The following is a 19,152-nucleotide window of genomic DNA, read 5'->3' on the forward strand; positions in this document are numbered from 1 at the left end:
AAGATAGTTTTATTATTCATTTTTATCAAATGTTTTATAGAAAAATCATACCTGCTACTCCTTTGCAGACACTCGTAGAATGTTATTACATCTGGGAGTGTAATGAGTTAATGGGTGAATCTATAACCATTGAGTCACCACCATCAGGTTTTACTTCCATGGTATTCAATTATGGCGATTGCTATAAGACCTCTTCAACAGATAATTCAGATTTTAAGTCAGCACCAAGAAATTTTATTGCGGGGCAAGCTACAAAGACCTATAAGCTTTTATTAGAGGGTAAAATAGGTATGATTGGGATAGTTTTTCGTCCTACCGCTATCAATACTTTATTTGGAATTCAGATGTATGAATTGAATGATGAGAGATTAGATTTGAGCTCTGTATTAGGCAAAGAAATTGAGCCTATTCAGGAACGTATCATTGAGGCGCGTACTAACCAGGAAAAGATAGATATTATTGATCAGTTTTTGCTTTTTAAACTACTCAACTGCAAAGGCCAACCGAATCATACTGATTTTGCTGCTAATTTAATTGTATCGCAGAATGGTATTATCAATGTATCAAAAATGATGGAGGAACTCTGCGTTTGTCGCAGACAGTTAGAGCGTCAGTTTTTGCAAAAGGTAGGAGTTAGTCCGAAATACTACGCCAGAATACGCCGCATAAGTTACCTATGCTCAATTATGGCTAATAAGCGATGGCAGGTAGCCGATTGGCACGATTTGATTTTCCAGATGGGGTATTACGATCAATCACATTTCATCAAAGAATTTACAGCCTTTACAAGCAAATCACCCTCTTTCTACTTAAAAAATAACGTCGAATTAAGCAATTACCTGCAATCGTAAGCACGATATTGTATGCCAAATGAAAGATGTCGCATTTTTACAATAGATTCAATAAGCATTTATTCAATTTTGTATCGGTTTTAGGGCGTAAGAAATAAACAGCTGTATTTTTTACTCATAAAATTCAGAACAGTAATATTTAACAAATATTTTAATTGGATAAGTACCATTTTATTATGAAAAAGCTAATTCTTTTTTTATTGATTTCTATGTCTGCCACTGCGCAGAACAAATTATGGACAGAAAATGATCGGCAGGAATTAATCGCCAATCTGAAAAAAACAAAAGACAGCCTGATTAAAGAAACTCAGAGCCTGAGTATTGAACAGTGGAATTTCAGAGAATCACCTGAGCGCTGGACAATCGGAGAAATAGTAGAGCATTTAGGTTTATGGGAGCGGATTTTTGCACGTGAAACGAATATTGCCTTGCGAAGCAAACCAACCCCGGAATTGAACGCCTCCTCAAAACCGGATAGTTGGTACATAGACTTTATGATGGAAGAAAAAGTCCATAATGCTCCCGACTATGCCCGCCCGATGGGTTTTGCACTAGGCAAAGATAACCTGACAACCTTTTTGAAAATCAGAGAACAAACGATTCGCTTTGTTGAAACTACTCAGGCAGACTTAAAAGCACATTTCGAACCTGTAGGCGGCGAAAATTATCGCAATGTGCATCAGATATTTATTGTTCAGTATGGCCACGTATCCCGCCATATCAGACAAATTAAAAAAGTGAAAACCCATCCCAATTATCCGGCACTATAATCTTAAATAATATTATGAAAACGATCGAACAATTAGAAACAACGACAGACCTTACCCGTAAAGGAACTTGCATTGAGTTTTTTTCAGCCTATCAGGACCTTGATATTGACCGCATGGTAGGCTTATTTACGCCTGATGCTACCATTGATTTCAAACCATTGGGCGAAAGCGGAAAAGGCAAAGTAAATGAATTAGGAAGAGGTTTATGGAGTGCTTTAATAGATGCCTTTCCTGACCTTGATAATACCATTGATACATTTGATGTAAATGGAGATGCAATTACCTGCCAGGTAGTAATTTTTGGCACCCAAGTCAAAGAATTTGCCGGAATACCAAGCAAAGGCTTAAAATTTGAGAGCGACCATGTTTTTGTATTTGAATTTAATGAAGACGATAAAGCGACTTCCCTATCTGTTGATTGGAATCATGAAAGTTTTACCAGACAATTAGGTGTAGTATAGCCATAAAAACCTTTTAGGTAAGTAGCAGGAACCCTGAATGGGAGATTGCTACTTATTTTTAATTATTTCTCCCATGACCTCAAATGATGGGTTCTGAAAGCCCATTCTGGTGTTACCAATTCATTGATTATATTAGCCGAATACCACGGGCTTAGTTGCTTATTATTCGGATTTTTCAGAATCTGGATTTCCTGAGCAGGCATATAACTTTGAGCTAATAAAAATACTTTCTCTCTCTTTTGATTTTCTGCTACATCAACAACAATTACTGCGTGGCCTGGTGAACCACCAATAATAAATACATCGCCAATAGCTATATTTTCAAATTCTTTCCTATAAAGCGTTTTTTCAAGTGAAAGCGTCCCTGCATAGACAAAAACAAAGTTCATATAGTTTCTGAAATCTTTATAAGTATTAGATGGAGCGGCAGATTTTTGCCAATAAGTCTGATTACCTTTCAATATTACCCGGTTTCCCTTTATCCATTCGGTATAGTCTACAAGAAAGCCATTGGTAAGATTAAATGAAATATTATTATAGGATTTTTGTGCGTAAAAATATTCGGCACGCAAACGCATAATGGCATCAGCGCATTGTTGTAGATTCTTGTTGTCGATGTCTATATTTACTACAGCTTCATATACATCTTTGTATTTAATGCTTCCATCATAATATTTCACTTTTGAACCTGCGGCTTTTAATGGAAGATTTTGCAGATAATGAGCGAAAGAAGCTTGCTTGACCGCCCTTCTTTCATAACCTTTTGGGATATTAAATCTTGAAAGCACGCTTGTGCCACTTTCGTTAATCAAAGGATTCACCGTTAAGGTATAATTAACCGATTGAGTGCAACAGATAAAGGCTAATAGCAACAATGCTATACAGCCTGTATTAACTAAAGTTTTCATTGAACAAGAGATTTAGAATAGCTTTTCTCTATAACGAAAACTTTAGTTATGTATTCTATGCCCGTCGACTAACTAATAATCCCTGAATAATCAGATACTGTGCAACTACATAGGTAGCCATAATCCAAAGACCTGAAAGGGGTATATTGACTACAAATTTGCTCAAGGCAATCAATGAATCGGAGAGGATAAATAAGATAGCGCCAATGAGTACTAGCTGATAACTTTTATCATTCACTTTTCTTTCACTGGCTCTGATTCCCATCAAAGTAATCACTACTGAATAAATAATAATCGGGATTTTGAAATCGCCGGGTAGCTTGTTTAATAAGAAAAACAGCAATAAACAAGAATATGAAATAAAAGGCAACCAACGGAAATGACGAGATTCTCCTTCTTGCTGAAAAAGCATAACATAGCAAACCTGTGCCAGTAAAAATGAGCCTAAGCCCAATAAGAAAAATAACTGGTTTTGTCTCTGAAACATTAGAAGAGTATCGCCTAAGCAAGCGAAAAACAAGGCTAATAATACAATCTTATCTCGTTTATTAAGAGTGGATTGGGTATGTTGAAAATAAAAAAATCCTAACGTAATCATCAGGAGGGGTTTCGTGATATAGCCAAGCCATTCGTTTTCGATAATACCCGAAACTATATTTATGATAGAAAGAGTAAAGAAAATTACAGTCTGGTTACGGTTCATAGCGTGAGGAAGGTTAAGTTTGGTTGAGGTGTTCTCCGATTTTCTCTGCTAATATAATAGCCTTTTCCATAGGGACGAAATCTACATTAGAAAGAATATCAGTCGGGCGATGAATATTGGGCATTCTACCGCTACTATCCAATGCTGCTAAAGTTACAGCCGGAATACCTGCCCGCTGAAACCATACCGAATCAAAATCAGCCGTATGCCATGCTCCGGTGGTTACTTCTTTCAGAGTAGATAGCTCTGAAACCGATTGTTTGGCTATCTGAATCAACTTATTATCATAAACAATATTTGACCAGCTACCTGTCTGGGTAATAATTTTCAGATTCCCATTACCTAGCGTATCAAAATTCACCAGATAAGTCTCTTTATTGAACTCAGTATAATGTTTTTTCAGATAGGCTCTCGAACCAATCATCCCTACTTCCTCTGCACCTGTCAAAACTAATTCCACTTCAAGAGTAGATAAATTCTTTGCCCATAACTTCTGTGCGGTAGCAATAGCTGCCGCCGCTCCCGTAGCATTATCAGAAGCCCCGTTTGAGTACCCTAAGCGGAAATAATCAATTGTGCCAACAACACCTTGAAGCAGGAAATAAAAAGCTAAAATATTGCCTACCAGCAAGATAAAAGCATTAGGTACAAGAAACTGAGAAATAGCCACAAACTGCGCTAAAATCATCAGAAACAAACTGATTTTTAACGACTGCCTGAAATTACCCACCATTTCAGGGCGATAAAGCACCGAAATAGGAGCAGTATCCCAATGAGCCATTAAGATGAGTTTCTTAGGCTTTATATGCTCCTTATTTTTTTGCTTGACAATCAAATTATAAGAAGTAACTAATGGCGGAAAATTGATAACGGGTGAGGCGTACCAGTTAAAATAGAGCATAGCCATCGTTACAAAAATAAGCGTAAGAAACAACCCGATAATAGGAGAGAAGTTGAGTGCTAGTAAACCTACAACCAAACCACCAATCAACCACCAAACGATGGAGATATACGTTTTAGGCGTTTTGAACGATTCTCTCGTTACTTCTTGTTCACCAAACAAACTGGTTAAATAATCAAGCACAGGGATTTCGTGTAGAGTAGCCACTCCTCTGTTTGGAAAAGATGCCAGTTTTTCTACAATTTGTTTGGGTGTCATATCGAAATTTATCAGATTAAGAGCCTATAAAATCAAAATCAATCAAGAATTTTAAATTCTTCAACATCTAAACTTATATTAGATGTTAATTGGAGTTTTCTTATAAACTTATTCTTTACAAGCCAGTCATAATCACTCTTCAAAACACTGATTTCTATGGTTTTGCCTAAATTAACTAATTTAGTATTACCACCATTATAATAGTAGGCCTTGAAAAACCTTTGATTATGAGTCTTAAATATTAAATTCGGATAGCCTTCTATTTGTAAATCTGCTCTGACCTTACGCCTGCCAAAATTAATATCGGTTATTTTACCGGTGAAATGTATTTTTTCTTCAGAATCTGACTTTTCTTTGACGATCGACCAGAATACAGTTAATGTTAATAGAGCTGATAAAATAAATATAAAAAGTATACTCTTTCTGGTCTGAATAATATTCCCGTTATATAAAGTACCGTTAACTTTCAGCTCTTTATCAATTTGAATGTTCGAATTTTTAAAGTAATCTCTAGCAGACTTATAGTCTCCATAATCGCCTCTTTCAATTACAAAGTCTCTGTCCTTACTCTTGATTATCATGTAATGAAAATATTTTTTTTTGCTATAAATACTGTCCTCATTCCATGAAATGATATCATCTATTGTTATTTCATAGAGATTCTGATTTTTATTATTTTCTACTACGATTCTATCTGGATAAATCACATAGGTTCTTTTATAAAACAGAGGTATTAGATTTAGAAAAACAAAGAGAAAAAATAAAGAAACAATTATTCCCAGCCATGCTGCGTTTAGAACGGAAATAAGTATGAATACAATAAAAACTGCTAACCAGAAAACCGAAGAAATAACCAATTCAAATGAATTATTTCTTGGGTGTAATATTATTGGGTTCTCTTCAGTCACTTTTTCAAAGTTTAAAATGAAGTGTTAATATTCGGGTTAGTTTTCACTATCAAAAAATGCCTCAATCTCTTTCCATGATTTGAATCTCTGATAACCATCTACTTTCTGGTTATGAATGGCACTGAACATGAGTGTTTTGCCTTTAAAAGTCTTCAGGTTTTTCTCGTGGTCGTCAATCATATAATCGGCTGCTACAATACTTTTGTCTCCGCAAAGTACAATGTTTCTCCAGGATATAAACGGAAAATGTTCTTCCAGCCAATCCATTTTATCTTTTAGGGAATTCGGAAATTCAGTAGCCGCCGAAACTATAAAAACCTCATATTTTTTATGTAATTTTTTTACTACCTCTATGGCGTCGGCCATAACTTCTACATCTCTGAAAAAACCTGGTTTAAATACCTCTTCTCTGATTTTGTGGTAGTTTTTTTCTTCAAATATTTCAAAATAAGATTTGTTTTCAAAATGTTCTTCTGTAAAAGCTGTACTGTTAATATGGTTATAAGTTTTTAAAATTTTTCTTCCGGTAGCCGCCATTACGTCGTCCATATCAATGGCAATTCTTTTCTTGGTCATAAGTATTTTTGTTTTGTTCGTGCGAATATAAACATAGATTTCGCAACATTCGAAAACTAATTAAACGAGTTTTTATAATTAGTCCGGAAACTCAACAAACTACTATTTTTTATAAAAATTGCTGTTCTTTTAAAAATCACTTCGTACCTTTGCGGCAGTTCGTAGGTGCCTTAAATGGTTTTCAATAATCATTTCAGGGCTTAAAAGGGAATCCCGTTTAAATCGGGAACTGTCCCCGCAACTGTAAGTTTCATCGGTACATTTCTTCTACATGGCCACTGTAATACGGGAAGGCCGGGAATGTTGAAACGAGTCAGGAGACCTGCCTAAGACGATTCTTGTTTGTGCTTTACGGCGGATGAAGACAAGTGAGCGACAGATTATCATTCATCTTTATTTATTCAGTATTGAGCATTTCAGCTAAATGCTTCTTGTCGAAGGTCTCTCCTTTGGTCATGGCGTGGTTTTTACTATCGTCTGTTTATGTCTTTGCTCAAACTGATTCTACCAGAATGCTTGATGAGGTTTCGGTAAAGAGTTTTGCACCAACGCGATTCATGGCAGGATTGAAGATTCAGAGCATTGATTCAGCTTCGTTGCAGCAGGCAAAGTTTCAGACGCTGGCTGATTTTTTGTCATTTCAAGCTCCCGTCAATTTCCGTCCTTATGGAAGTGGGCAGTTAACAACTATCGGACTCCGTGGTACATCAAGCAATCATACAGCTGTGCTTTGGAATGGTATCAATATAAATTCCCCAAGCACAGGTCAGAGTGATTTCTCTACGCTGCCTGCTGCTGGTTTCGATTTACTGGCTATTCAATATGGTTCTTCGTCTTGCGTGGTAGGTTCTGATGCAGTGGGGGGGAGTATCCTTTTGGATGCTAAGCCTATATGGGAGAAGAGTCTGCAGGTAAACTTAGGACAACGGGTAGCAAGTTTTGATAACTGGCAAAGCCAGTTGAGTGTTCGACTATCAGATAAAAGAGTCTCTTCTAAAACCCTTTTTTATAAAGGTGTTCTGAATAATAATTATCCGTATACCGAAAGAAAATACTATCCGGTTGAACGCTCCACTACAGACTCAAAAGGATTCATTCAGGATTTGTTTTTTTTGACAAAAAAGCAGAATCAGATTTCCTTGAATATCTGGGTATCAGACAATAATGTCGAGATTTCGCCGCAATCAATCCATACCAGAGAGGTATTGCAGACGCAGGCTATCCGGATTCAGAATACCTATCAGATTAAAAATCTGACTGTCAGAGGAGGATTCGTACAAGATATAACCAACTATGGCAAAGGTAACTTTATTAAACCGAGTCGTACCACTATTGACCGTTTTCTGATTCGTGCCGAACATGAATGGAAATTCTCGAAACTGGTAGCACATATAGGCACTGAAGCAGCCCACGTAATAGCTCATGTAGACGGATACGATAAAAACAATATTTCTGAAAACAGATTGGATATATTTGTTTGGTTAAGATATCAGATTACGGCAAAACTCCTGACTACCCTTAATGTCAGACAAGCCCTTATTAAAAGTTTTGACCCGCCAATAGCTCCTGCTTTAGGGCTTGAATATCAACTCGCTAAATCTATTAAACTGACAGGTAACCTTTCCCGCAGTTACCGAATCCCCACTATGAACGAACGTTACTGGTCTGAATTGGGTAACCCTGACCTCAAACCGGAAGATGGCTTTAACAAAGAACTGGGAATCAACTGGAATCAGACAAAAAAGGATTTCAGTTTCAGTTCTTCGTTAAATGTCTATCATAATCTGATTAATAATTGGGTGTACTGGAACCCCGAAACGGGTTATCGGGTACAAAACCTGCAACAGGTTTTAGCCAAAGGCTTAGAGTTTTCTAATAAGATTCTCTATCAACATGAGCAAATTTCCTCGGGATTAACTGCTCAGTATGCATTCACACATTCTTCGCAACAAAAGGCGTATGACAATTTTTCCGCCGATGTAATAGGTAAACAACTCATTTATATTCCCAAACACAATTTTACAGCAAATCTTTTCTATCAAACTTTATCGTTGGGCAAAGGAGAGTTCCTGAAAAAACACGGAATGCCATTCCGTGCTACGCTGCAATGGCAAGCCAATAGTCGCCGATATTATACTTTCGATAATTCCAAGTGGTTTGAAGGTCAGCAGATTTTTAATGTGATTTTTGAAAATGGCTTGAAATGGAAACATCTGGATGGAAGAATATTCTTTCAGGTCAATAATGTGTTTGACGAATTGTATCTGAACTCTAAACGCAATGCCATGCCGGGCAGAAATTACGCAATCAACTTAGTATTTAACATAAATAAATAATGCAATGAATTTTAAAAAATTATTACTACTTAGTTTTGTTTCGATAGTGCTTTTTTCTTGCGAAACGAAAGAAACAGAACCTGCACAACCTTATGACTCAGGTGTTTTTGTTATTAATGCCGGAAACTTCTTTGATAATAATGGGACAATTTCTTTACTAAAACGCGATTCTACCAAAGCTGTTATAGACATATTTCAGAAAGAGAATAGTCGTACTATTACTGGAGGAATTACTGATTATGCAGTAATAGATAATAAAGGAATTATATTGGTAGATAACTCAACAGATGGCCAGGATGCCATTGAAATTGTTAATGCCCGTACTTTTAAATCAGAGGCCAGGATTAGAGAGGTAGAAAACCCACGTAGCGCTATAAAAGTAGCTGCTAATAAAGCATACGTGGTTTGTTGGGATATACTTAATGCTGATTATACCTACAAACCGGGATACGTATTGGTAATCGATTTATTGACCAATAAAGTAACCAAGAAAATCACTGTACAAAATGGAGCAGAAGGAATAGTTGTAGTAGGAAATGAGGCTTTTGTTGGAAACAATGCCTATTCGGGTAAAAGCGAAATTTCAGTAATTGATATCAGTAAGGATGAAGTATCTACAAAAATTAATTTAAAAGGTGGTACTACTAACCTGATAGTTGATGCCAATAATAAAATCTGGTGTTCGATTGATAAAGAATTTTTACGAATTAATCCATCCACTAAAGCAATAGAAGCCACAATAAGCACTGAAAAAACTACTGAAAAAGTGCCGGGAATGTTAGCCTTAAATGCTAATAAAACAACTATTTATTTTGATTATTCGCATTGGAGCACAGGTGGAGAAATTTATAGCTTTAATATAAATGATGCTGCCATTTCAACAACTACACCTTTAATCAAACGTACGTTTTCGGCTTTGGGATTTGACGCAAAAGAAAATATAGTTTATACAGCTATTACACCATCTTACAAACAGGCAGGATATGTTTTCAGATACAAGCCAACGGGTATACTCATTGATTCAGTAAAAGTTGAAATCGCTCCGATTAAGTTTTTGTTTAAGTAAAACTATGACGTCAGGCCTACTCATGGTTATAATATTAAGTATTTAAAGTTTAATTAGCTAAAAGATTGATAGCTAAATGAAGAATGCGTAAAAGAGCGGATGTTTCGCTTTTCTACGCATTTTTCATTAATTAATACTATATTTACGTTTTACCAATTTAAAATTCCTAGCTAAAACTTGCAATTTAACGAACTCAATCTACACGAAAACCTGCTGTCAGGTGTAGATGCCATGAATTATATTCAGATGTCTCCCATACAGGAGCTGACTATACCTATTATTCTTGCCGGAAAAGACCTCATCGCTTCTGCTCAGACGGGTACAGGCAAAACGGCTGCTTATCTTATTCCTTTACTCGATCATATCATACGTTCGCAAAGTAACCAGACGTCTGCACTTGTATTGGTACCCACACGTGAGCTGGCCAAACAGATTGATGAACAAATAGAAGGTTTCAGTTATTTTATTAATGCCACCAGTATTGCTATCTATGGCGGCGGTAAGGGTGAAGAGTGGGATCAGCAACGAAAAGCACTGGTTCATGGAGCAGATATCATTATTGCTACTCCCGGTCGCCTGATGGCTCATATGAACTCCGGAGAAGTAAAATTCGACCATATCAAATGCCTTGTATTGGACGAAGCTGATAAAATGCTTGATATGGGTTTTTCTGATGATATTCTTTTTATACTGAAACGTCTTCCGGCCAAACGCCAGAATCTCATGTTTTCGGCTACAATGCCTAAGAAAATAAGAGATTTCGCCAATAAAATTCTTCATAACCCTGAGGAAGTAAGACTGGCAACTTCTAAACCAGCAGAAGGGATAGATCAACAATTTTATCTGGCTAATGATACTCAGAAAATTCCATTATTGGTACACTTGTTGAAAGATGCCGATGTTCAGTCTGTCATCATATTTTCTTCACAGAAAGCGATGATAGATAAAATCATACGATCATTAACAAAACTAAAATGGGATGCCAGAGGGATTTCGTCAGATAATTCACAAGAAGAACGGGAAAATGTATTGCGGGACTTTAAAAATAAACAATATAAAATCCTGGTAGCCACGGATGTACTTTCACGCGGTATTGATATTAATAACCTGAGTCATGTTATTAATTTTGATGTGCCACGAGATGCAGAAGATTATATTCATCGTATCGGGCGAACTGCCAGAGCAGAAACCACAGGCACAGCTATTACATTTATCAACGAAAAAGACCAGTACCGTATCAGAGGTATTGAAAAACTGTTGGAGAAAGAAGTAGAAAAACAGAATATTACTGAGAGTTTAGGATTAGGCCCAGCTCCTGAGTTTAAATCTGGTGGTGAAAAAAACGGCTTTAAAAAATCAAACAGCCATAAAAATAAACCGAAAAGGAAATTCTTTCGGCCAGCTAAAAAATCTTCATGAAGTCACTTCTCCTATAGTCATGTGAGATTCACATGGCTACAGGAGAAGTAATTTATTAGTTGAATTTTCTAATCAGCTCTGTCGATTGTAAAATATAATTAAGTTCATCTATATTATCTGCATTAAGTCTTAATGTGCCACGCACAGTCCATATCTCATCAGTTACCAACCTTTTAGGATTCTTTAGTTTTAGCTGAATAATTGACTCGGGGCCAGAGCCTCCACAGAAAAAACAAGCTGCCATCGGATTTGCTGATAGCACATAGATATTTTCATTAGGGTTAACAGGGATCATATATCCTCTGATTTCCACTTCTTTACCCTCCAATGCTTTAACTTTTTCGCCGAATAGAGGATACAGAAAAATCATATTCTCCTGTTTATTGAATTTTTTTCTGAATCGCACGTCCTGTAAGTCTTTCCAGGTAATTTTTTGCGGACTTATTTGCCATGAAAAGCAGATACAACTACAGACCAGTAGCATAGTGATGCTAAACGAATAGGAATTGATAGAAGACTTCATAAGAATTATTTTATGCAACATTGTTGCAAATATAATGATTGAGATTTATTTTTGCATCATTGTTGCATAAATATTGTATTTAAATTTCATAACCTATAGCGTGAATAACTCTTTGCTATAAAATCATTTGATTATGACCAAAGTATTGTTAGGATTCCAACTTATTTCCTCTTCTCTCATTCATTTGTTATGCTGTGGGTTGCCAATATTGATAAGTATCAATGGAGGATTAAGTGTTTTTGCGGCTTTTCAGACTTTTACTCCTTTGCTGATAGGCATACAGCTTTTGGTATCTGGCTTTACTTTCTATCAATTGTATAAACCTGCTGGCAGAAGTACAAAGGCAATCAGAAATCAGCGCATTATTTTCTGGTCTATCTCAATTCTATCTATTGTTTTATTCTTTTATCCACCAGCGGATTGGTTTAAGTCGGAAGAAACCAGACTTAAACAGGTACAAGTGGAGCGCTTTTTCAAATCTAAAATTCAATAAGCATCATGAAAAAAACAGGGATACTACTATTATGGCTTACATCTGTAGCCTGTTCATCAAAATCAGTAAAAGACAATCCTATCTTAGTGGAGGCGAATCAGATACATCTTGAGGCGGAAGCTATACAAGAGCAAATAGAACCTGCAATAGAAAGGATAGATAGCTTGAAAAGCTTATTGTTGGCAAAGAAAACACCTAGAGCAGATTCATTGGGCAATCATTTTACTAAACTGAAAGCCGATTTTGAAGATTGGAAAAAGAATTTCTTTGACGTGCCGGGATTTGAGCATACTCATGACAATACTCACCATCATCACGACCATGCAGTCGCACCGGAATTGCCTGCTGATAAAATGCTGGAAGTCCAGAAAGAAATCAAAGCTAATATTGTGCGCATTAAAACAGAACTCAATATGGCATTGGAAAAAGAGCAGAAAGTGCTAAAATAGTAATATTGTACCTTAAAAATTCAGCTTTGGCTCTAACCAAAGCGCTGCCAAGCCCAATATAATTAGGATATACCAAACCCAATCGGGTAGGGTAGCGGTCAAAGTTTGAGCAGAAGCGGAACTACTTACAGATTCAAAGGTTTCATGTGCCAATAGATTCTCTTGCAGTTGTCTGCTTTGCTGAAGTACGTTGGGTTTGTCTTCTACAAAAACCTGTAAGGAATCCTGAAAAGTTTGCCAACCTGTTTTTCTGAAAACGTAGTTAGAAGTAAATGATGATGGGTTAATGGCCGATTGTATCAATTGAGTAGTATCATTGGCAAGTCTGAGTTTACCTGATACTACAGAAAGATTATTCAACACGATTGGCGTTTGTGTATTAGCAAAAACAGGCGCTTCTATATTGATATTATTTTGAAAAGGCGGGTTTAATTGTTGAAAAACACTTGACCAGATTTTATTATAGTTCAGGCTATCTCCACTCAGTTTTAATGGGAAAGTTTCATTCAGTAAGCTTAATCCTACTTTTCCGACTTTTTTCTGTACTGCAATTGGGTAATTACCTATTGATTTTTGATTAATATTCTCTTCAATACGATAAGGTACGGCAGTGAGATTTTCGCTGATAGTAATAAATTGTTCGTTAGAAATTTTCTTGATTCGCCAATTTGTACCCAACGCCTGATTAATAGTTTTAATGTTCTGTTCAGGTGCAGTGCTGTTGATGAACAGTACACTTTTGCCTTCTGCAACTGCTTTTTTTACTAATCCATTGTTTGCATTACCCGGGTCGGTGATAATTAAATCAGGGATAAAAGCCTTTGATTGAATAGATTTATTGATGGAAACCTTACTTTGAGCATCCTTGGCAATGGTAGTAATAATTTCTACCCTATGATTATTTTTACCTAACCATTCAGACAGATTTTTGCTTTCAAAATCGGGGTTTTCTAAAATAAATAATACATTGAAAGGCTGTGGTGCATGGCAATAGAAATGAATGTCTTGCAGAGATTCGTTATCTAATGCTAAGAAAGTTTCTGTTTGTCCAATCGTAAAAGCTGGAAAACTGAAATGGAAAGCATTCAATCCTTTTTGTAGTTTTAAGCTGTCTAAGACCTTATTAGCATATTTAATAGTTAAAGTTTTGACTTCATCAACCGATATTTTACCCCTTACTTCCTGTATATCCCCTTTTCTTACGATGGATTTCCATTGCAGGTCTTGTAACTGATTATTACCATAATACGGTAACCAGTTTAATTTTTTCCAGCTTAGTTGACTAATCGTTTGAGGGCTAAAATCCTGACCTAATAGATAGATATTATCCAGTTTTTCAACAAAATGAGCGTTTTTAGCTGCTAATCTGTTAAAATCTCTGGTATCAAAGCTTTCGGCAATATGTAAACTATCTTTAATTTTCTTTACATAAGCAGTAGGAACAGTTTTATCAATCAATAATACTTTATTGGTATCTGTAGTGTACTTCCATCCAGGTTGAAGAATGAAAAGGAAAATTAATAGCCAAACAAATATATTTAACCCCAAGCGTATCCGGAAACGTTTTTTAGTTAGTGATTTAGATTGTATAAGCAGCCACACTTGTATAAGCAAAACAATGCTTAGACAAGCATAAAGTATCAAGTTTGATTGAAAAATTGAGAATATAAATAGTATAAATGTCATTGCTTAGATGTAGCTGTTTGGCTTATTGGATATTTTTCCAGAATGCCTTTTCTAATTTTTTTTCTCCTACATAAGACTTATTCAGTACCCCCTTTGGTTGATTAGTACCTGTTAACTGATAAAGTTTGGTTTTTAAATCTGTCTTTTCATCAGCTGATAAGTCTTTATCATTAATTAATTTTTGTAACAAACTCAATACTGACCAGTTCGACAATTTACTATTCATAATTTTGGTGCTTAAGTAACTACCTAATACCAGAACTTTTTGCTTTTGCTGGCCGCTTAGTTTTTGGGCTTCTACTTTAGTATCTACTATACCGAGTACTTCTGCCACTAAATTTTCTATTTGTTGTTGAGAGAAATTTTTTTCGTAGCTGAAAGCTTCATTGAATTTCTTCAATTCCCCAGTCAGGCGTTTTTCTTTTTCCTTGATTGGAGGTGGGTCAAAGCTGGTTTTCTTTACAAAAGTCCGGGCTTTTTGTTGAGCTGATTTCAAAAACTCCAAAGCTTTTTTCTCAAAAGGCAAAGCCTTTTCAGGCTCGTATAAACGCAAATGCAATTCAGATTGCCACATTTGCTCCAAAGCCATTTTTAACAAACTACGGGTAGATTGTTCATAGAATGTATTGGCTTCACCATCATCATGATTATGCACATAATCTTTCAGAATAGCTGCCAAAGGGTCTTCATTCTCCTGATTTCCTTTTGCTCCTCCGCCGTGGTTATGGGCATCATTATGTGGTTTTTCTCCATCCTCATGGTCGTGTTCTCCTTCATCATGGGCGTGAGAGAAACCTTTCAATAAATCAGCTGTTTCATTACTTGTTCCCTCAGGAAGTGCACTACCGCCACCAATAGAGTTTTCAAATTCTTCGCCTAAATATTGGCCATAGCGCAAGCGGAGAGCCTTCTGGTCAAACCCTATTTCGTTAGATGTGCTATTAAAATCTTTCTGATTGATTTTATTTCGCTTGGCAATCAATTTTTCGGTATCTATAATAATCTGCCGTTGGCTTCTGAAATATTCGGGCAGAATATTCATGGCCATTGTTGCCATTTCGGCTTCTTCGGTCTTAGAAGTGTCTTTATAGACAATAAAATAGGTGTCAGATTTAGTATAGTTTGGTTCAGGTCGTTTATTATCAAAGGCTGCCCAGTAATAATACAATTCATCACCTGGTGCAAAATTTAACGCTTTTAGATCAATGCTTTTACTGATATTAGCCTCTTTAAAATTGGCCTGGTTGATGGGTAATTTTATTTCTCTGAACTTCACGTTTTCACCAGAACCTCTGGCAACCGTAGCTACAATAAATGCCTGTGTTACTAAAAAATCATCAGACATTCTGGCTGAAATCTGTACAGTTTTGGGGTCTTTCAGGTAATGAAATTTGTAGAGTTCTTTAGAAGCCGGGTCTATTTTAGGTGCTAAATCAGGAATAGCTTCCAGTCTATAATAATCTGATTGATAGATTAAAGAATCTTTCCAATAGGCTTTAAAAGCATATAGACCCGAGCCCTGGAGAACATCCGTATATTCAAATACCTCACCAACGTTTTTGAAAGCTAACTCTTCGCCTCGGTTATTGCTTAATTTAACAGTTAAAGCTTGTGAATGGCTAAATTCTAATTGCCATTTTAAAGTGGAACCACTAATAGCAGAAGAATTTAAATCCGTAGTTGATTTAATCGGGAGTTTAGTATAAGCAGGAGAGGTTATAGTTAATTGAGCTTTATTGAAAACCGGAGGTGCAGCCATTTTTTCTGCTGGCTGATTAATCTTGGGAGTATTGCTAGTCGTTGAGATCGATTGTTTTTGCTGCAAAAATGGGTAACCATAATAAATACCTATAGACATCAGAAGCGATACTATTGGTATCCATATCTTAGAGTTAATGGCGGTTGGAATTTTCTGATTGCTAAGCTTGTCTGCTAACCTTTCTAACTGTAATTGCTCGGCAATATTAGGTTGAGACACATTCAATAATTGAAGGCTATATTCTGCATCATCAATATTCTGATGAATGAAATGCACGGCATCGCTTTGTTTATCCTGAAAAAGTCGGGTGAAGTAAGCACTAATAGCAAAAGCACTCACACCACCTATCAATGGTAAAACAAAGGATTGGCTGAACACCAAAAGCAAGAAAAATAAGGAAAGAGCTATCAGGGCACACGTCAATAAAGCAGTGGCATATAACTGGTAGCGAACTCCTGATATGATATGTTTAACGTGATTCATGCGTTTTTACGAATGGCTATAGTACGTTCGATACCTAAAATAATGATGAATGCGAAGAGTATGAGCTTTGAAAACTCACTCTCTTCCGGTGCCTGGCTATGCCTGGCATACTTAAATAATCCATTCAACTGCTGTTGACTCAAAGCATAAGAAGCAGGATTTAACTGATAGTGCTTAATCATGACTTCTCCCAACCATTCAGGCAATTCTCCATTAAAAACAAATTCTGACGATTGCGGATTTAAGCTAAACGGAATTTGTACAATGTTTTTTTGATACGTTAATTGACTACCAGATATCTGATTAGTGTTGGATAAAATATATAAAGTCGATGCTGAAAAGACCATTGATTCTGTAGGCACCCTATCGCTGAATAGCCAATCATATTTCTTATTAGCTACCAACTCTGCATCAATACTCAAATCCATCTGATAAACTTCTGCCAAAGCTTTTAACGAAGCAGTAATAGTTTGTTTCTCTACTTTGTCAGTATTTAATATTAATACATTGATAGAGCTATTCTGAATAGGTTTATCAGCATATTTACTATTTTTATCTAATTCGGTATTTGCTATTAACTGATTAGTAGCATTCACAAATAATTTTTGATTATTGTGGGCAATAGCTAAATAAGGCTTAGGCGTTTTATTTAAAGAATCAACAATGGTATGCAAACTGAAAGGATTGGGTACGAAAATATTACCCGTTTGTACTAAGCTCTGCTGATTAATAAAGTATAACTCCAGATTTTCTTTATCTGTGAATGTTGCCATCTTATTCAGGCAAGTCTGGAAAATAATCGGGTTAAAATCTTTATTTGTGGGTAATTGGCTGATATCTTCAATAGGTATTGGATTAGCTTGAATCCAGTACAATTTCTCCCCTTTTTTCTGTGCTTCTTCTATCTCAAATTTGAAATTGTTGACAACCAGACTACTGGGTTGGACTAAATGGATTTTTTTATTAGCACTCTCATTACTTACCCAATTAACAAGCGGTTTGCTCAGAAAAAAACATAGTAAAAGAATAAGTAAGCAACGAAGTAATAGCAATAAGAGATTGTCTAAGCGAATACCCCTTGACTGTTGCAAGTTCTTTTCGATTAGCCATTGTGTAGCAGCCCATTCTATTACTTTCCCTTTTTTCTGATGCCAGAAGTGGAGTACAATTGGTATGGCAATAGCCAGACCTGCCCACAACATCAAAGGATTTAACAATTCCATACTTACAATTTTCTTTTCTTTAATGAATCCGTAATCACCCTTGCAATGGGTTCATTGAGTGTGATTCTGATTAAATTTACATTTGGTATCTGCAGTGCCTCTTCCAGATTATTAAGGTAGGCTTGAGCTGCCGATTTAAACTCATCTTTAATCGTCTCTGCTTGTAATTCTATTTCTTTTTGTGTTTCTAAGTCTTTAAAACGATAAAAACCCTTCAAATCAAAATTTACTTCGTCTTCACCTAAGACCTGAAAAATCACAATGTCCCGTCTTGGATTAGCGATATTCTTAATCAACTTTAGCCATTCGTCATCTGCCTGCAAAAAATCAGATGCCAATACAATCAGTTCTTTTTGCTTTTGTTGAAACTCAGGGAATTTAGGATTGCTGTTTTTCCATTGCTCACTTGCTTCAGCTTTTTCCAGTGAATATAAAATGCGTTGAAATGATTGCTTGCCAAAGGGCACTAATGTCTGCAAATCACCATTTTGTAAGGTATACAAACTCATCTGGTCACTTTGGCGATATCCTAAATAAGCTAAGGATGCCAAAAGGATTTTGCAGTATTGTAGACGACTTATCGCTTTCTCCTGATAATTCATAGAACCTGATAAATCTAAAACAAAACGGATATGGAGGTTGCTTTCAGTAGACGATTCCCGAACCAGATGTTTTTGTGTACGGGCATAGAGTTTCCAGTCAATTCTTTTGGGGTCGTCTCCCGGTTCGTAGTGCCTATATTGCTCAAATTCTGTTCCGATCCCCGAACGCTTGCTGCCATGAATTCCCAGCATGACTTCTTCACTAACCAATCGCCCAGCCAGTTGCAGATTATTTAATTTAATGAGTTCGGTAGTGAGCATTAATGAGTTTTTATTACTTAAACCAGTTCTTTAAAAATGTACTTTTCATCATATTCCACCTCAAATTTTTCTAGAAAACACAGGTATTCTTCTCTGAAAGTCCTATTCCGATGATGTTCTTCCTGGTTTTCAATATATTTGATTACGTCTTTTATTTGAGATTTCCCATAAGAAAAAACGCCATATCCTTCTTGCCATTCAAATTTTCCTCTTACTAATTTCCTCTTGTTAATCCATGTTGATGAATTGCCTTTTATGTCTTGTAATAAATCAGCAATTGATTGTGTCGGATGCATTCCTATCAAAATATGTAAGTGGTCAGGCATTCCGTTGATAATGATTAATTTGTGCTTTCGTTCCTGTACTATTCCTGTGATGTATTTATAAAGCTCATCTTTCCAAGAGATTTGAATAAGCCCATCCCGATATTTTACGGCAAATATTATATGCAAATGAATTTGAGTATAAGTATTTGCCATAATATAAATATGAGTAAGTTTTAACTTTTGATTTTAG

The 19,152-nt window shown here is 36.1% G+C and carries 19 protein-coding genes and 1 riboswitch; of the genes, 8 read left to right on the top strand and 11 right to left on the bottom strand.

What is annotated here, in order from left to right:
- Positions 1-29 precede the first annotated feature (29 nt).
- The 3 genes from D0T08_RS22070 to D0T08_RS22080 all read left to right on the top strand — a co-directional run bounded on the left by D0T08_RS22070 (position 30) and on the right by D0T08_RS22080 (position 2,082).
- Positions 30-851, top strand: a complete 822-nt coding sequence (locus tag D0T08_RS22070) for a helix-turn-helix domain-containing protein (protein ID WP_116984926.1) — start codon at positions 30-32, stop codon at positions 849-851.
- A 176-nt stretch (positions 852-1,027) separates the two neighbouring features.
- Positions 1,028-1,621 carry a DinB family protein gene (locus tag D0T08_RS22075; RefSeq protein ID WP_116984927.1) on the top strand — a complete coding sequence of 198 codons (594 nt, stop codon included), beginning with the start codon at positions 1,028-1,030 and terminating at the stop codon, positions 1,619-1,621.
- 14 nt (positions 1,622-1,635) lie between these two features.
- Complete coding sequence (locus tag D0T08_RS22080; RefSeq protein WP_116984928.1) at positions 1,636-2,082, top strand: nuclear transport factor 2 family protein; 447 nt, start codon at positions 1,636-1,638, stop codon at positions 2,080-2,082.
- 62 nt (positions 2,083-2,144) lie between these two features.
- On the opposite strand, the gene D0T08_RS22085 is transcribed toward D0T08_RS22080, so the two are convergent.
- Genes D0T08_RS22085 through D0T08_RS22105 form a run of 5 tightly spaced genes read right to left on the bottom strand, consistent with a single transcriptional unit; the run spans position 2,145 to position 6,336 of the window.
- A complete protein-coding gene (locus D0T08_RS22085) occupies positions 2,145-2,990 on the bottom strand; it encodes a DUF4846 domain-containing protein (protein WP_116984929.1) in 846 nt (281 codons plus the stop codon).
- 55 nt (positions 2,991-3,045) lie between these two features.
- Positions 3,046-3,693, bottom strand: coding sequence for a lysoplasmalogenase (locus tag D0T08_RS22090; protein ID WP_116984930.1), 648 nt, complete (start codon positions 3,691-3,693; stop codon positions 3,046-3,048).
- 13 nt (positions 3,694-3,706) lie between these two features.
- Positions 3,707-4,852, bottom strand: coding sequence for a M28 family metallopeptidase (locus D0T08_RS22095; RefSeq protein ID WP_116984931.1), 1,146 nt, complete (start codon positions 4,850-4,852; stop codon positions 3,707-3,709).
- A 38-nt stretch (positions 4,853-4,890) separates the two neighbouring features.
- Entirely contained in the window at positions 4,891-5,760 is an 870-nt protein-coding gene (locus tag D0T08_RS22100) for a hypothetical protein (RefSeq protein WP_116984932.1), read from the bottom strand.
- A 36-nt stretch (positions 5,761-5,796) separates the two neighbouring features.
- Positions 5,797-6,336, bottom strand: coding sequence for a 5' nucleotidase, NT5C type (locus D0T08_RS22105; protein WP_116984933.1), 540 nt, complete (start codon positions 6,334-6,336; stop codon positions 5,797-5,799).
- A 146-nt stretch (positions 6,337-6,482) separates the two neighbouring features.
- Positions 6,483-6,681: riboswitch (cobalamin riboswitch) on the top strand.
- Positions 6,682-6,704: 23 nt separating this feature from the next.
- Here D0T08_RS22105 and D0T08_RS22110 point away from each other — a divergent pair.
- From D0T08_RS22110 to D0T08_RS22120, 3 genes are all read left to right on the top strand, one after another.
- Positions 6,705-8,672 (top strand): TonB-dependent siderophore receptor, encoded by a 1,968-nt coding sequence (locus tag D0T08_RS22110; protein WP_147322827.1) that lies wholly within the window; start codon positions 6,705-6,707, stop codon positions 8,670-8,672.
- Between the two features lie 4 nt (positions 8,673-8,676).
- The gene (locus D0T08_RS22115) at positions 8,677-9,738 is read left to right on the top strand and encodes a YncE family protein (RefSeq protein WP_116984935.1); all 1,062 of its coding nucleotides are present in this window, start codon (positions 8,677-8,679) and stop codon (positions 9,736-9,738) included.
- 177 nt (positions 9,739-9,915) lie between these two features.
- Positions 9,916-11,157, top strand: a complete 1,242-nt coding sequence (locus D0T08_RS22120; RefSeq protein WP_310586287.1) for a DEAD/DEAH box helicase — start codon at positions 9,916-9,918, stop codon at positions 11,155-11,157.
- Between the two features lie 55 nt (positions 11,158-11,212).
- On the opposite strand, the gene D0T08_RS22125 is transcribed toward D0T08_RS22120, so the two are convergent.
- Entirely contained in the window at positions 11,213-11,680 is a 468-nt protein-coding gene (locus D0T08_RS22125) for a DUF3299 domain-containing protein (protein WP_229239024.1), read from the bottom strand.
- A 133-nt stretch (positions 11,681-11,813) separates the two neighbouring features.
- Here D0T08_RS22125 and D0T08_RS22130 point away from each other — a divergent pair, with 133 nt between their 5' ends.
- Together D0T08_RS22130 and D0T08_RS22135 are read left to right on the top strand one after the other, a co-directional pair.
- The gene (locus D0T08_RS22130; RefSeq protein ID WP_116984936.1) at positions 11,814-12,173 is read left to right on the top strand and encodes a hypothetical protein; all 360 of its coding nucleotides are present in this window, start codon (positions 11,814-11,816) and stop codon (positions 12,171-12,173) included.
- A gap of 5 nt (positions 12,174-12,178) precedes the next feature.
- Complete coding sequence (locus D0T08_RS22135) at positions 12,179-12,622, top strand: hypothetical protein (protein ID WP_116984937.1); 444 nt, start codon at positions 12,179-12,181, stop codon at positions 12,620-12,622.
- A gap of 12 nt (positions 12,623-12,634) precedes the next feature.
- Here the strand turns inward: D0T08_RS22135 and D0T08_RS22140 are convergent, their stop codons facing one another.
- The 5 genes from D0T08_RS22140 to tnpA form a co-directional block, all read right to left on the bottom strand.
- On the bottom strand, positions 12,635-14,170 hold the full coding sequence (locus D0T08_RS22140) for a hypothetical protein (RefSeq protein ID WP_147322828.1): 1,536 nt from the start codon (positions 14,168-14,170) through the stop codon (positions 12,635-12,637).
- 160 nt (positions 14,171-14,330) lie between these two features.
- Complete coding sequence (locus tag D0T08_RS22145; protein WP_116984939.1) at positions 14,331-16,550, bottom strand: DUF4175 family protein; 2,220 nt, start codon at positions 16,548-16,550, stop codon at positions 14,331-14,333.
- A complete protein-coding gene (locus D0T08_RS22150; protein ID WP_116984940.1) occupies positions 16,547-17,773 on the bottom strand; it encodes a BatA domain-containing protein in 1,227 nt (408 codons plus the stop codon). The genes D0T08_RS22145 and D0T08_RS22150 overlap by 4 nt, the downstream gene beginning before the upstream one ends.
- 2 nt (positions 17,774-17,775) lie before the next feature.
- The gene (locus tag D0T08_RS22155; RefSeq protein WP_116984941.1) at positions 17,776-18,636 is read right to left on the bottom strand and encodes a DUF58 domain-containing protein; all 861 of its coding nucleotides are present in this window, start codon (positions 18,634-18,636) and stop codon (positions 17,776-17,778) included.
- 17 nt (positions 18,637-18,653) lie between these two features.
- Positions 18,654-19,115 (bottom strand): IS200/IS605 family transposase, encoded by a 462-nt coding sequence (gene tnpA, locus D0T08_RS22160; RefSeq protein WP_116984942.1) that lies wholly within the window; start codon positions 19,113-19,115, stop codon positions 18,654-18,656.
- Between the last annotated feature and the right edge of the window lie 37 nt (positions 19,116-19,152).

The organism is Emticicia sp. C21, assembly GCF_003418935.1.
Classification (GTDB): Bacteria; Bacteroidota; Bacteroidia; order Cytophagales; family Spirosomataceae; genus Emticicia.